Origin of the sequence: Pyxidicoccus fallax (assembly GCF_012933655.1) — a bacterium.
GTDB lineage: Bacteria > Myxococcota > Myxococcia > Myxococcales > Myxococcaceae > Myxococcus > Myxococcus fallax.
This window is the reverse complement of record NZ_JABBJJ010000118.1, coordinates 19,463-33,527: the sequence shown is the minus strand read 5'-3', so window position 1 is coordinate 33,527 and position 14,065 is coordinate 19,463. Positions and strand designations below refer to the sequence as shown.

Below are 14,065 nucleotides of genomic sequence, written 5' to 3'. Positions count from 1 at the left end.
CAACCCGCCCTCCCTGCTGATCGCCGGCGGAGGGGACGGCACCATCACCGGGCTGCTCAACGAGCTGCGCACGGCGGGCGTGGCCCTGCCGGCCATTGGCGTGCTGCCGCTGGGCACCGGCAATGCCTGGGCCCGCGTCACCGGCGCGCCCCGGCCCGCGGTGGCGCTGAAGCAGCTCGCGGCGTACGGCGAGCGCCTGCCTCCCCTGCGTCCTTTCGCCCTGGTGCGCGTGGAGGGCAAGGTGGCCCCCTTCGCCGGCACCGGCTGGGACGCGGAGATGATCCAAGACTTCAAGAACCAGCTCGCCATCGCCGGGCCGCTGCGCGGCACCCAGGCGGGCCTGCGTGGCTACCTCGGCGCCATGTTCACCCGGACGGTTCCCCGCCACGTCTTCGGCGAGGGCAACCCCCAGGTGTCCGTCTACAACCTGGGCGACACCGCGCTCACCGTGGACTCGCGGGGCGCGGTGCAGCCGGTGGCGCACGGGGAGAAGGGCGCGCTCCTGTACCGCGGGCCCGCGGGCGTGGCGGGCGCCGCCACCACGCCGGAGTGGGGCTTCGGCTTCAAGGCCTTCCCCTTCGCCCAGGCGGTGCCGCACCGGCTGTCCGTGCGCGTCTACGGTGCCTCCGTGCTGGAGGCCACGCGCAACATGTTCCGCCTCTGGCGCGGCGAGCACCCCATCCCCCACATGCATGACTGGTTCGTCCAGCGCCTGCGCATGGACTTCGACCGCGAGGTGCCCTTCCAGATGGGCGGCGACGTCATCGGCATGCGCAAGTCCCTGGAGTTCGACCTGGCCGAGGAGAGCGTCAACCTCGTCGACTGGCGCCGCCTGTCGCGCATGGTGTCGGTGTAGCCTTCGCCGCGCTTTCCGTCTCCCATCTTGACCCGGGTGTGCGCTGGACACTATGCCGTGTGTCCAGCCCCCCGCGAACGGATGGAGCCGTGAGCCACACCTACGAGTACCCGAGGCCCGCGCTGACGGTGGACTGTGTCGTCTTCGGCCTGGACGAGGACGACCTGAAGGTGCTGCTCATCAAGCGTGGCGTGGAGCCCTTCGCGGGCCGCTGGGCGCTGCCGGGCGGCTTCGTGCGGATGGACGAGTCGCTCGACGAGGCCGCGCGCCGCGAGCTGGAGGAGGAGTCGGGCATCCGCCCCGCGCACCTGGAGCAGCTCTACACCTTCGGCGCGCCGGGGAGGGACCCGCGTGGCCGCGTCGTCACGGTGGCGTACTTCGCGCTGGTGAAGCTGACCGACCACCGGCCACACGCGGCCACGGACGCGCGCGAGGCGGCGTGGTTCTCCGTCTGGGACACGCCGAAGCTGGCGTTCGACCACGCGGAGATTCTGGGCACCGCGCTACAGCGGCTGAAGGGCAAGGTCCGCTATCAGCCCATCGGCTTCGAGCTGCTGCCTCCCAAGTTCACCCTCACGCAGCTCCAGCGGCTGTACGAAATCGTCCTGGAGCGGCCGCTCGACAAGCGGAACTTCCGCAAGAAGATCCTGGCCATGGACCTGCTGGAGGAACTGGACGAGGTGGAGCAGGACGTCTCGCACCGCGCCGCGCGCCTCTACCGGTTCGACCACCGGAAGTACAAGCAGCTGGAGAAGGCGGGCTTCAACTTCGAGCTGTGAGCACCCACGCGTCCTCGGCGGGGACCTCGACGTCGCGCATGGGCCGGGGCTCCAACGGATTCCGGTCGAAGGGGTCCGTCTCGTAGACGCGCATCGTGAACGCGGGCAGTCGGACCCGCCGCGCCGGGCCGTGGAGGGGAATCAGCACCTCGTCCGCGCCCGCGGTCATCCTCGCCGCCACCTCCAGCGCTTGCTGGAGGACGTCATCCTCCTCGAACCTGGGGAAGCTCTCGCGCCGCGCCTCGCGCAGGAGCGCGGGCTCGGTGACCTCGCCACCACTCAGCGCACGGAGCGCCCGGTCCGCCCAGCGTGCGCGCTCGATCTCGAAGTACAGCTCGCGTCCCATCCAGTCAGGAGGGACTTCGGGAGGCGAGCCATCGAGCACCTTGTCCCAGCTCCCGGTCCAGGCCCGGAAGGGCGCGGCTCCGCCGATGCGATGGACCCAGAGCAGGCTCGTGACGCGTGAATAGCCGGCCACCCAGTAGGGGTGGCCGTGGGCTTCGAGCACGCGGCACGCCCGTTCACTGATGAGCGTCAGCCGGGCCCGCTCATCGAGTGCCAGCTCCTCGAGCTCGCCATCGCCGTACGTGTGGAGCTTCCCGACTCCGAGCGCCTCCGCGTACGCTCGGTCCAGGGCTTCGCGCTCGGCGCGTGCTTCCTCGGGCAGGCGGAGGCCGGCCTCCTCGCGCAGCTCGGCGGGAAGCGCGCGTGCGTCGACCAGGGACACATCGCTCTTCCACTCATCCAGCGGCTGGTGCTCGGGGAAGCCGGCGTCGGGCCCGACCAGCACGTGCACCCCGCGGCCGAAGGACAGGCTGTGCGGGTTGCGCACGCCGATGACCCCGGGTACCGCCAGACGGTGGGTCACGAGGCGAAAGGGACGGAGGGCGGGCTTCATGCGGTGACCTCCTGGCTTCAGCGCAGGTCCTTCACGAGCACCCAGGCATCCTCGGCGGGTACCTCGACCTCCCGCGGCTCGGAGTTTCCGGGGAGCTCCTCGAGGGGATGCAGCGCCCAGGTGGGCATGATGAAGGCGGGAAGCCGCACCCGCCGCGCCGGTCCGTGAAGGGGAAGCATCACCTCGTCCGCCCCCGCGCTCATCCGCGCCGCCGCTTCGGCTCCCGCCCGCGCGACGTCGTCGTCCAGGAACCGGCAGGCGTTTTCGCTCCGGCACGCGAACAGCAGCGTCGACTCGGTGACTTCACCCCCGCTCAAGGCCCGGAGCGCCCGGTCCGCCCAGCGCACGCTCCACAGCGTGCCGTACTGGGCGGAGTCCATCCAGGCCGCGGGCGCGCCATGGGGCTCGACCTCGCGGATGCGGCACCACCTTCCGGTACACGCCTGGAAGGGACTGGCACCTCCGATGCGGTGCACCCAGAGCATGTCTGTGTGCCGTGTAAACCCAACCAGCCAGTAGGCGTGTCCGCGCGCATCGAGCACTCGGCGTGCCTGCTCGTCCAGTCGGGTCAGCCTGGCTTGCTGCTCGAGGCGCAGCCCCGCGCGCTCTGAATCATCGAACGAGGACGACTGCTGGAATTCCGCCATCTCCCGGTCGTAGGCGTCCATCTCGGCCAGTTCTTCCTCGGGCAGCCGGATGCCAGCCTCCTTCCGCAGCTCGGGCGGAAGTGAGCGCACCTCCGCCAGTGCGACCTCATGCTTCCAGTCATCCAGCGGCCGGTACTCGGGGAACCCCGCGTCGGGCCCGACGAGCACATGCACCAGCTGGCCGAAGGAGATGCTGAACGGTTCTCGCACGCCGATGACCCCAGGCATCAACAGGCGGTTGTCGGCGATGCGAAGGGGACGGATGGCGGACTCCATGGAGTGACCTGACCACCAGTCTACAGCCGCCCTGCCCTCCGGTGCCGGAGGACCCGATTGGTTTGACATGGTGTCGCATGGACACTATGTTGGTGTCGTAGAAACACGAACCTGGAGCAAGGCACCGCCCGCGCCACGAGAGGAGAGGCGTGCCCGGTGTCCGCTCCAGGGGCGTGAGGCGACCGCCGCCCGTGGGGAGGCCACGGGGAGGCGAGCCGTCCTCGGTGCGTCATCCCGCCGTTCGTGCCCGAAGAGGGCCACCGGAGAGTCATGTCCGCGTTTCCCTTCGACATCGCCGCCGCCTCGGTGCTGGGCCGGGAGCACGCTCGGGCGGGACGCAACAACCAGGATGCGCTGTGCGTGCGCGCCAGCGAGCACGGGCTGGTGGCCGTCGTCGCGGACGGATGCGGCAGCCAGCCGTGCAGTGAGCTGGGCGCGCAGCTCGGAGTCCGGAGGCTGGTGCAGGCTGCGCTGCAGCGGCTCGCGGAGGGCGAGCGCGTGGAGGAATCCACCTTCCTCCCGGGCCTGCGCGAGGACGTGCTGTGCCTGCTGGGTGAGCTCCGGGCGGACCTGGGGCGGGACGCGCTGGGCGACTTCCTCTTCACGGTGGTGGGCGCGGTGGTGACGCCCGAGAAGACGCTCGTCTTCTCCGCGGGAGACGGTGTGTGGGCACTCAACGGCGAGGTGCACCCGCTCGGGCCGTTTCCGGGCAACGCGCCGCCGTACCTCGCGTACGCGCTGATTCGTGGTGACGAAGTCCCCCTGGCGGCACGGGCGCTGGTGCCCACGGAGGACGTGCACGCGCTGATGCTCGGGACGGATGGAGCGGTGGACCTGTCGCGGCTCGCCACGACGCGAATCCCAGACAAGGACGAGCCGGTGGGCCCGCTGTCACGGCTGTGGACGGAGGACCGCTACTTCGCGAACCCGGACGCGCTGCGCCGGCACCTGACGCTGCTCAACCGCGAGTCGGTGCGCGCGGACTTCGAGGCCCGCCGCATGGTGCGCACGCCGGGGCTGCTGCCGGACGACACCACGGTGGTGGTGCTGCGCCGCCGCATGGGGAGGGCCTGACGCCATGGAGGTCTGGCTCGAGGGCAGGCGGGTGAAGGTGGATCCGGCGAGCGCCCTGGGCAAGGGCGGCGAGGCGGACGTGTTCGACCTGGGGGACGGTCGCGCGCTGAAGCTGTTCAAGCCGCCCGAGCACCCGGACTACACGGGGCAGCCGGCGGAGCAGGCCGCCGCGCGGGCCCGGCTGGACCAGCACCAGCAGAAGCTGCGCGCCTTTCCCACCGGACTGCCCGGCCGAGTGGTGGTGCCGCAGGCGCTCGCCACGGACAAGAAGCAGCGCACGGTGCTGGGCTATGCCATGCGCAAGCTGGACGCCGTGGAGCCGCTGCGCCGCTTCGGTGAACCCTCGTTCCGCCGCGCGGGCGCCACATCCGAGCGCGTGGTGGAGGTGCTGCGCGGGCTGCACCGGACGCTCGACGCCCTGCACGCGGCGGGCGTGGTGGTGGGGGACTTCAACGACCTCAACGTGCTGGTGGCTGGCGCGTCGGACGCGTACCTCATCGACGCGGACAGCTTCCAGTTCGGCGCGTTCCTCTGCCCGGTGTTCACCGAGCGGTTCCTCGACCCGCTGCGGCTCGGCGCTGGTGGGAGCCTGGTGCCCGCGAGGCCGCCATCCGTGGAGAGCGATTGGTATGCCTTCACTGTCTCGGTGATGCAGAGCCTGCTGTGCGTGGGCCCGCATGGCGGCATCCATCGGCCGAAGACTCCGGCGGCGCGGACGACGGCCGCGGGCCGTGTGCTCCAGCGCATCACCGTCTTCCATTCGGACGTGCAGTACCCCAAGCCCGCGCTGCCGCTGGCCACGCTGCCGGACGCCGTGCTGCACCACCTGCACCGCGTCTTCGTGGAGGACCTGCGCGGCGCGTTTCCACTCCCGCTGCTGGAAGGGTTGCGCTTCACCCCGTGCGCGTCGTGCGGCCTGGAGCATGCGCGCACGGCGTGCCCCACGTGCCAGCCGAACGCCGCGGCGGCCACCACGCCCATCACCTCGGCGCGAGGGCAGGTGACGGCGACGCGCCTGTTCACCACGCGCGGAGTGCTGGTGCACGCCTCCGCCGAGGACGGTGTGGTGCGCTGGCTGTACCACGCGGACGGTGCCTACCGGCGAGAGGACGGGAGCGTCGTGTACCGCGGCCCGCTGGACCCGTCGCTCCGCTGGGCGCTGCAGGGCGACGTGACGCTGGTGGGGCGGGGCGGGCAGATGGCGGTGCTGGCGCCGGGGAGTGCGGCGCAGCGTGTGGGCGTGGATTCGCCGGAGGGACGGCCCGCCTTCGCCGCCAACGCGCGGCACCGCTTCTGGGCGGTGGGCGGTGGACTGTGGCGGGACGGGGCGTACGGGCCGGAGCGCGTCGGTGACGTGCTGGAAGGACAGACACGGCTCTTCGTGGGGCCGCGCTTCGGGCTGGGCTTCCACCGCGCGGGAGGGCTGCGCGGGGCTTTCGTCTTCGACGCGAACCGCTTGGGATTGAAGGACGGACTGACGCTGCCGTGGCCGTCGGGACAGCTCGTGGACGCGGAGTGTGTCTTCGACGGGGCCAATGCGTGGCTCTTCCTCACGGAGGAGGCGGGAGGCCGCATGGTGCACCACTGCGTGGTGGTGGGCTCGGACGGGGCGGTGCGCGCGAGCGCCAGGGCCGACGCGGGTGACGGCTCGTGGCTGGGCAACGGCGCGCGGGGGCGGTGCGCGGTGGGGGACGCGCTCTTCTGCGCCTCGGACGCGGGGCTCATCCGGGTGGAGCTGCGGCAGGGGCGGCTGGAAGCCGTGCGCGAGTTCCCGGATGCCGAGCCCTTCATGGACTCGGGCAGCCAGCTCTTCCTGGCGAAGCAGGGGCTGGTGGTGGTGGGGCGGCAGGACATCGCCGCGCTGCGGATGAACTGAGGGTTTCTTCAATGCGCGCGGGCTCGCGGCCCTCGCGCCACACAGGGGGCAGGACGATGAAGACGCAAACCAAGGAGCTGCCGCTGCCGGGGTTCTACCGGCCGAACCACGCCGAGCTGTACGGCTACGGGCCCAACGCCGGGAAGCTCCAGGAGACCGCCGCCACCTGGCGGGCAGCGAATGACATCTCCGTGGCGGCGACGGACAAGTTCAACCTGCACCTGCTGCTCATCGACGTGCAGAAGGACTTCTGCTTCCCGGAGGGCTCGCTCTACGTGGCGGGCCGCACCGGGCGCGGGGCGGTGGACGACAGCCGCCGCATCGCCGAGTTCATCTACAAGAACCTCGGCGCGCTGACGAACGTGACGGCGACGCTCGACACCCACTTCGCGTACCAGATTTTCTTCCCGTCCTTCTGGGTGGACCAGGACGACAAGCCGCTGACGGCGTACCGCGAGGTGACGCGCGAGCAGATCGAGCGCGGGCAGGCGAGGCCGAACCCCGCGGTGGCGAAGTGGCTGTGCGGGGGCAACTACCCGTGGCTGTTGAAGCAGGTGAAGTACTACTGCGAGGAATTGGAGCGGGCGGGGAAGTACACGCTGTACCTGTGGCCGCCGCACTGCCTGCTGGGCAGCGACGGGCACGCGCTGGCGGGCGTGGTGCAGGAGGCGCGGCTGTTCCACTCGTACGTGCGCGGCATGCAGTCCTGGGCGGAGGTGAAGGGCGGCAATCCGCTGACGGAGAACTACTCGGTGATGCGGCCGGAGGTGCTGTCGCGGCATGACGGGCAGCCGCTGGCGCAGCGGAACACGCAGTTCCTCAAGACGCTGCTGACGGCGGACGCGGTGGTGATTGCGGGCCAGGCGGCGAGCCACTGCGTGAAGAGCTCCATCGACGACTTGCTGGGGGAGATTGTCGCGCAGGACGCGGCGCTGGCTCGCAAGGTGTACCTGCTGACGGACTGCATGTCGGCGGTGACGGTGCCGAACGGGAAGGGCGGCTTCGCGGCGGACTTCACGCCGCAGGCGGAGGCGGCGCTGAAGCGCTTCGCGGACGCGGGCATGCACCTGGTGAAGTCCACGGACCCGCTGGCGAGCTGGCCGGACCTGCGCATCGCGTGAGCTGAGCGGGGCCGGAAGTCTGTCCAACGAATGCGAGTGACCTGCTCCCGCTTGGGGAGCGGGAACGGCGGAGTCATGCCCTCGGGAAGAGGGCGAAGGAGTGAGGGACATGAGCAGCAAGTCGAGCGGTGGCCACGGCACCAAGATCAGCAAGCTCTTCGAGGACGCGCACACGCAGGGCGTGCTGAGCACGGCGGCGTTGCAGACGCTGACGGTGGTGGACCTGGGGGCGCAAATCCAGGCGGGGCTCGGGGTGTGCGTGGAGGACGTGCAGGCCAGCGAGGTGGTGCTGGTGACGGTGATGCCGGATGACTCGGGGAGCATCGCGCAAGCGGGGCACGTGGACACGGTGTGCGAAGGGCACAACCTGGTGCTCGAAGCGCTGCTGGCGAGCAAGCAGAAGGACGGGGTGCTCTTCCACACGCGGTATCTGAACGGGAATGTGCTGAACCCGTTCCGGCCGCTGGAGGACGTGGTGCGGATGCACTCGGGGAACTACCAGGCGGACATGGGCACGCCGCTGTATGACCAGACGGTGGTGCTGCTGGGCACGGTGCTGGCGAAGGCGCAGGAGTTCAGCGACAACGGCGTGCCGGTGCGCACGGTGACGCTGCTGATTACGGACGGCGCGGACGTGCACTCGCAGAAGGCGAAGGCGAAGGACGTGGCGGCGCTGGTGAAGGACCTGCAGCGGGCGGAGAGCCACATCGTCGCGGCGATGGGCATCGACGACGGGCGCACGAACTTCCGCCGCGTGTTCCAGGAGATGGGTATCGAGGACAAGTGGATTCTGACGCCCGGGCAGAACGCCCAGGAGATTCGCGCCGCGTTCCAGGTGTTCAGCCAGAGCGCCGTGCGCGTGAGCCAGGGGGCCGCGAGCTTCAGTCGGACGGCGCTGGGGGGATTTGGGCGGTGATGGGGAATGAGCGCGGGTGGCCTTCACACGAGCAAAGGCCACCCGGCTCTCATTTATCCCCGTGAGCACGCAGGCCGGTCATGCTCCCGGCCGACTTCTTCCCGTGTTCGGTGCCGCATCAATACGGCTCCTTGGGGCACCACGGCCTCGGCGTGTCCGGACCCAGGCCCGTCAGGGGATACATGTCGCAGATGTCGCAGACATCACTGGTCTGGATTCTGCAGTCGTTGTCGATGCCGTCGCCACACTCCTCCGACGCACCAGGCGAAACTGCTCCATCCGAGTCATCGCAGTCACCGGAAGTGGCGGAGTATCCGGATGGGCGCGAACAGGCCCCGGTCGTTTCGGTGTTGCGGCCGTACCCGTCGCCGTCCGCGTCGCGGTACCAGGTAGGGACCGTAAGGCCGTCGTCCACAACACCGTCGCAATCATTATCCTTGGTATCACAGACTTCTGCATTGCCAGGATACATTGTTGCGTCCCAGTCGCGACAGTCTCCGCCAATCAGGCTATAGCCAGGAGGGCGTGCACAAAGCTGGCGATAGATGATCGAGTCTCCATAGCCATCGCCATCGCCATCGGCATAATAGGTTGTGCGAACTCCCTCGTCCGTTTCGCCATTGCAATTGTCGTCTCCACCATTGCAGACCTCGGTTGCCCCTGGGCGGATGCTCGCGTAGGCGTCGTTGCAGTCGCTAGCATTCGACACATAGCCTCCAGGTTGTGAGCACGCCTGTGTTGTCTGGCTTGAGGTGCCATATCCGTCTGCATCGGCGTCTCGGTACCACGTCGGGACAACGCCTTCGTCTGTCGAACCATTGCAATTGTTGTCGATGGAGTCGCAGACCTCCGAGGCGCCGGGGCGGATGCTTGCGCTGGTGTCGTTACAGTCGCTTGCGTTCGTTACGTAACCGCCAGGCTGGCCGCAGGCGGCAGTCGTTGAGTTCGCGTTGCCGTAACCATCCCCGTCCGCGTCGCGGTAGAAGGTGGACTTCACGTCTTCGTCCGTCGAGCCATTGCAGTTGTTGTCGATGGAGTCGCAGACCTCGGTCGCTCCCGGACGGACGCCGGAGTTGGAGTCGTTACAGTCGCTGGTGTTTGACACGTACCCGCTCGGTCGCGAGCACGCCTGCGTGGACTGGCTGCTGTTGCCATAACCGTCACCGTCCGCGTCACGGTAGAAGGTGGACTTCACGCCTTCATCCGTCGAGCCATTGCAGTTGTTGTCCGCGCCGTCACAGACCTCCGAGGCTCCGGGTCTGATGCCCGAGCTGGAGTCGTTGCAGTCGCTGGCGTTCGACACGTAGCCACCGGGCTGCGAGCAGGCGACGGCTGGTTGGCTCGCGCTGCCATAACCATCGCCATCGGCGTCACGGTAGTACGTGGAGCCAACGCCCTCGTCCGTCGAGCCATTGCAGTTGTTGTCGGCGTTGTCGCAAACCTCGGTCCCGCCCGGCCGGATGTTCGCGTTGGCATCGTTGCAGTCCGAGGAGTTCGACACGTAGCCGGAGGGCTGAGAGCACGCCTGTGTCGGCAGGCCCACGTTGCCGTAACCATCGCTGTCCGCATCGCGGTAGTACGTGGTCCCCACGCCTTCGTCCGTGGAGCCGTTGCAGTTGTTGTCGGCCCCGTCGCAGACCTCCGTTGCGCCGGGCTTGATGCCCGCGCTGCCATCGTTACAGTCGCTGGCATTCGACACGTAGCCTGCGGGCTGGCCGCACTTCTGCAGGGTGTTGGTCGAGATTCCGTAAGTGTCGCCATCCGCGTCGCGGTACCACGTCAGGACGGCGAGTCCCTCGTCCACCGCTCCGCTGCAGTTGTTGTCCACGGAGTCGCAGACCTCCGTCGCACCGGGCTTGATGGCCGCGTTGGCGTCGTCGCAGTCCGTGGCGTTCGACACGTAGCCGGCGGGCTGCGCGCAGGCCTGGTTCGACTGTGCCGCATGGCCGTACCCGTCTGCGTCCGCATCGCGGTACCACGTGCTCATCAGTCCTTCGTCTACCTGGGCGTCACAGTCGTTGTCCACGGAGTCGCAGACCTCGGTTTCGCCGGGCCGGATGGCCGCGTTGCCGTCGTGGCAGTCTCCGGCATTCGCCACGTAGCCTGATGGCTGCCGGCAGTTCTGGACGGTCTGGCTGGTGTCTCCGTACCCATCGCCGTCCGCATCGCGGTACCAGTTCTGCGTGGGCAATCCCTCGTCGACCAGCGTGTCGCAGTCGTTGTCCACGCCGTCGCACTGCTCCGTGGCGCCTGGGTTGAGCCCTCTGTTGGCGTCATCGCAGTCACCCGCGTTCGGCGCGTGGCCGGAGGGCTGGGTGCACGCCTGCACGGACTGCGAGCTCAGGCCGTAGTTGTCGCCGTCCTGGTCGCGGTACCACGTCTGGAACGTCAGCCCGTCATCCGGCTGCCCGTTGCAGTCGTTGTCCCTGCTGTCGCAGACCTCCGTGGAGGCCGGCTCCTTCTGCACGCACTCGATGGCGCCGTGAGTGCAGTACGTCACGCCCTCGCCGCACACGCCCTGCTGCCCCGTCGCGCAGTCCTCCAGTCCACCCGGGTTGTCTTCGTCGGACTCTCCGTCACAGTCGTTATCCAGGCTGTCACACTGCTCGTCGGACGCGGCCTGGTTCTGCTGGCAGACCACGCTGCCGTCGGTGCAGGCCGTGGTTCCCGCCGCGCAGACGCCCAGCTTGCCCGTCGCGCAGTTCTCGCCCCCGCTCGGGTTGCCATCGTCCACGACTCCGTCACAGCTCTCATCCACGCCGTTGCACATCTCGGGTGCACCCGGATAGGTGGTCGGCGTGTAGTCGTCGCAGTCCAGTTCCTCCACGAAGCCCGGAGATGGGTCGCACGCTTGCTCAGCGATGTACTCGTCGCCGAACCCGTCCATATCTCCGTCGAAATAGAACGTGTTGATGAGCAGGGTGGACACGGGGGCCGTTGTCGCCGCCGTGCTGGTGGTGCCGGTGCCGAGCTGTCCCTGTCCGTTGTTGCCCCAGGCCCACACGGGGCAGCCGGGACGCAGCGCCAGCGCGTGCTGCGCGCCCGCCGCAATGGCCTTGGCGTTCGAGAGCCCCGTTACATTCACAGGGGAGGCGCTGTTCACCGTGGTGCCATTGCCAAGCTGACCGAAGGCGTTGTGGCCCCAGGCCACCACGATTCCATTCCCGATGATGACGAGGGAGCTGTTGTGCCCCGCGGCGATGGCCGTCACCGCGAACACGCCGCTGACCGGCGTGGGAGCCAGCACGGGCGTGGAGCTGGTGCTGCCCGTGCCCACCTGCCCAAAGGTGTTCTGACCCCAAGCCCACACGTTGCCGAACTGCTCGTCGACGACGAGCGAGTGACCCACGCCCGCCGCCAGTGCCTTGGCACGCGGCAGGGTCGTTACCTGCGTGGGCGTCAGCACCGTGGTGCTGGTGCTGCCAGTGCCCACCTGCCCGGACGTGTTCTGACCCCAGCCCCACACCTTTCCATCCCCATCCAGCGCCAGCACGTGGTTCACACCCGCCACCATGGACTGAAGGGTGGGCAGGCCTTGAACCACCGTGGGCGTGGCCACCGAGACGCTCGTAGCGCCCGTGCCGACCTGTCCTGACGTGTTCTGTCCCCACGCCCACAGTCGGCCATCCTCTCCCAGCGCGAGCGAGAAGTTCCCGTTGGCCGCGATGCTCTTGATGCCGGACAGCGCCGCCACCTTCGTCGGCACCAGCACGGTGCCACCCGCGGTGCCAAGGCCCGCCTGCCCGCTGGCGTTCTGTCCCCACACCCACACGTTGCCGCTCACATCCAGCGCTACCGAGTGGGCGATACCCGCCGCGATGGCCTTGATGGCGGGAAGCCCGTTCACCTTGCCAGGCTGGGGCTGGGGCGTGCTGCTGGTGCTCCCGGTCCCGAGCTGTCCGGCCACGTTCTGGCCCCAGGCCCAGACCTCACCGTCCTTCTTCAGGAACAGGGAGTGGTAGGCACCGGAGGCCACCGTCTGCGAGACCCTCAGCGAGGTGAGCTCTTGCCTTGCCGTCGCGGTTTCAATGCCCTTATCGGATACGGGCTCTGGCTCACCACAGCCCATGACCGTGAGGAGGAGGACAATCACACAGCCCGTCAGGCGGTGCCGTGGTCCTGCCATGTCGTGTCTACTCAAGTGACTGCTCCTGATTGCCATTCAGGTGCCCTGCCTCTCCGGGCACCAGGAATGACAAGCATCCGGGGGAACTTCCCTCTCGGTCCGTGGGTGGCGGGAGAGACCCTGGTGGGTTGAGAGCAACCCATGAAGGGACGTGCCCGGTCCAAGGCCCGAGGGGGAAGCGAGAGGCGCAGGCTTTGTCGTCCGGGAAGAATTCTCTGGGACAGGCGCCACTGATTTGATTTCTGTTACCGGTCTGCAATAGTCTTGCGCTGCAGGTAGCGAAAAGACTCGCGTCTCGTGTCTGGAAAGGTCGCTGGAGTTTCGGTCGACCGCAGGCTGACGACTCATCAGGCGCCACGGCCCCGGCGACTCGGAATCCAACCATGTCATCACGACCGGCGCGGACTGCTCCGCGGGCGGAGGCATGTCCGTTGCTCCAGGCGCGGCAGGAGCCTGCCGTCCCGGGCGCCGACATCGCCGCGCTCTATCGGGACCACGCTCGCGCGCTCCGCCAGCGAGCGCGAGTGCTGCTGGGCAGCTCGGAGGAGGCGGAGGACGTCCTGCAGGAGGTGTTCCTCGCCATGGTCGCCAGCCCGGGGATGCACCGCGGCGAGGCCTCTGTCTTCACGCTGCTGTACCAGATGGTCACCCACAAGGCACTGGACCGGTGCCGTGCGCGGGAGCGCAGACGGGGCTGGCTCGAACGCTTCCTGCCAGGAGTCACCGAAGCAGGAACGGGCGGAGGCAACGGAAGCATCGAGAGTATTGAGGCAGCCCGGGACCTGCGCTGGATGGCGCGGTCGGAACCCCCGCGCGTGCTCGCCGCCGCCCGCTTGCACTTCGTGGACGGCCACACCCAGGGCGAGGTGGCGCGGGCCCTGGGCGTGTCGCGGAAGACGGTGGTGCGCATGCTCGGTCAGCTCACGGCCCGGGTGCGTTGAGCCGTCTTTCGAATGACTCCGGCATGTCAGCGAAGCGGAATCGGCAAGCGGGACGCCGGGCTTGCCGAAACCCATACGTCGAGTTCGGGAAAGGGAGTGGGCAAAGCAACACGAGGCCGGAGTGACGGCCGCGTGGAGGCTTGCTCATGTCTCACCGACCCAGGATTCGTGAACTCGTCCAGGCCCTGGAGCGCCTCGGGTGCCGGGCCTCTCGCAGGCGGCGAGGCTCTCATCAGAAGTGGACCACGCCCGGAGGCGCGGCGATGTCTCTGGTCATCGCCCGACCCGGGGACGAGGTCAGTCGTACGGTCCTGACCCACGTCCAGCGTATCTTGAGGAGGGAGCAGCTCAGCATCGACCTCCAGGCAGACTGAACCCCCGGACCTGGCACTTGCCGAATCTGCTTCGCTTCCCGCCAGCTCGCATTGGCGCACATTGAGGGACGGAATGCCCGGAGCGGCCAGACACCCGGGCGGAGGACTCAGATGGCACGTAAGTCCCGGAAAAGACAATGGAAAGGCCCTCTCCCAACCAGCGGGGAAATCATCGGAGGGT

At 68.7% G+C, this 14,065-nt stretch carries 11 protein-coding genes; 8 read left to right on the top strand and 3 right to left on the bottom strand.

The features are described 5' to 3' along the window. Together HG543_RS24650 and HG543_RS24645 are read left to right on the top strand one after the other, a co-directional pair. The coding region (locus HG543_RS24650; protein ID WP_169347298.1) for a diacylglycerol/lipid kinase family protein at positions 1-856 on the top strand (856 nt) is incomplete at its 5' end. Positions 857-945: 89 nt separating this feature from the next. Further along, entirely contained in the window at positions 946-1,635 is a 690-nt protein-coding gene (locus HG543_RS24645) for an NrtR DNA-binding winged helix domain-containing protein (RefSeq protein WP_169347297.1), read from the top strand. Here HG543_RS24645 and HG543_RS24640 read toward each other — a convergent pair. After that, positions 1,619-2,533 (bottom strand): hypothetical protein, encoded by a 915-nt coding sequence (locus HG543_RS24640; RefSeq protein WP_169347296.1) that lies wholly within the window; start codon positions 2,531-2,533, stop codon positions 1,619-1,621. The two genes, HG543_RS24645 and HG543_RS24640, sit on opposite strands and share 17 nt — an antisense overlap. A gap of 17 nt (positions 2,534-2,550) precedes the next feature. Next, positions 2,551-3,456 (bottom strand): hypothetical protein, encoded by a 906-nt coding sequence (locus HG543_RS24635; protein ID WP_169347295.1) that lies wholly within the window; start codon positions 3,454-3,456, stop codon positions 2,551-2,553. Between the two features lie 270 nt (positions 3,457-3,726). Between HG543_RS24635 and HG543_RS24630 the strand changes: the two genes are divergently transcribed. From HG543_RS24630 to HG543_RS24615, 4 genes are all read left to right on the top strand, one after another. Continuing rightward, positions 3,727-4,530 carry a protein phosphatase 2C domain-containing protein gene (locus HG543_RS24630; RefSeq protein ID WP_169347294.1) on the top strand — a complete coding sequence of 268 codons (804 nt, stop codon included), beginning with the start codon at positions 3,727-3,729 and terminating at the stop codon, positions 4,528-4,530. 4 nt (positions 4,531-4,534) lie between these two features. Then, the gene (locus HG543_RS24625) at positions 4,535-6,406 is read left to right on the top strand and encodes a hypothetical protein (protein ID WP_169347293.1); all 1,872 of its coding nucleotides are present in this window, start codon (positions 4,535-4,537) and stop codon (positions 6,404-6,406) included. Positions 6,407-6,462: 56 nt separating this feature from the next. Then, the gene (locus HG543_RS24620; RefSeq protein ID WP_169347292.1) at positions 6,463-7,527 is read left to right on the top strand and encodes a cysteine hydrolase family protein; all 1,065 of its coding nucleotides are present in this window, start codon (positions 6,463-6,465) and stop codon (positions 7,525-7,527) included. 109 nt (positions 7,528-7,636) lie between these two features. Continuing rightward, positions 7,637-8,443, top strand: coding sequence for a hypothetical protein (locus HG543_RS24615; RefSeq protein WP_169347291.1), 807 nt, complete (start codon positions 7,637-7,639; stop codon positions 8,441-8,443). Positions 8,444-8,561: 118 nt separating this feature from the next. Here HG543_RS24615 and HG543_RS24610 read toward each other — a convergent pair whose 3' ends face one another. Further along, positions 8,562-12,569, bottom strand: a complete 4,008-nt coding sequence (locus tag HG543_RS24610; protein WP_169347290.1) for a MopE-related protein — start codon at positions 12,567-12,569, stop codon at positions 8,562-8,564. Between the two features lie 431 nt (positions 12,570-13,000). On the opposite strand from HG543_RS24610, the gene HG543_RS24605 reads away from it, so the two are divergent. Together HG543_RS24605 and HG543_RS57040 are read left to right on the top strand one after the other, a co-directional pair. Continuing rightward, positions 13,001-13,510, top strand: coding sequence for an RNA polymerase sigma factor (locus HG543_RS24605; RefSeq protein WP_169347289.1), 510 nt, complete (start codon positions 13,001-13,003; stop codon positions 13,508-13,510). Positions 13,511-13,656: 146 nt separating this feature from the next. Continuing rightward, entirely contained in the window at positions 13,657-13,884 is a 228-nt protein-coding gene (locus HG543_RS57040; RefSeq protein ID WP_169347288.1) for a type II toxin-antitoxin system HicA family toxin, read from the top strand. The last annotated feature ends 181 nt before the right edge of the window (positions 13,885-14,065 follow it).

Coding starts and splice junctions, on each gene's coding strand:
- HG543_RS24640 (WP_169347296.1), bottom strand. CDS start 2,533: ATGAAGCCCGCCCTCCGTCCCTTTCGCCTCGTGACCCACCGTCTGGCG.
- HG543_RS24635 (WP_169347295.1), bottom strand. CDS start 3,456: ATGGAGTCCGCCATCCGTCCCCTTCGCATCGCCGACAACCGCCTGTTG.
- HG543_RS24630 (WP_169347294.1), top strand. CDS start 3,727: ATGTCCGCGTTTCCCTTCGACATCGCCGCCGCCTCGGTGCTGGGCCGG.
- HG543_RS24625 (WP_169347293.1), top strand. CDS start 4,535: ATGGAGGTCTGGCTCGAGGGCAGGCGGGTGAAGGTGGATCCGGCGAGC.
- HG543_RS24620 (WP_169347292.1), top strand. CDS start 6,463: ATGAAGACGCAAACCAAGGAGCTGCCGCTGCCGGGGTTCTACCGGCCG.
- HG543_RS24615 (WP_169347291.1), top strand. CDS start 7,637: ATGAGCAGCAAGTCGAGCGGTGGCCACGGCACCAAGATCAGCAAGCTC.
- HG543_RS24610 (WP_169347290.1), bottom strand. CDS start 12,569: ATGGCAGGACCACGGCACCGCCTGACGGGCTGTGTGATTGTCCTCCTC.
- HG543_RS57040 (WP_169347288.1), top strand. CDS start 13,657: ATGTCTCACCGACCCAGGATTCGTGAACTCGTCCAGGCCCTGGAGCGC.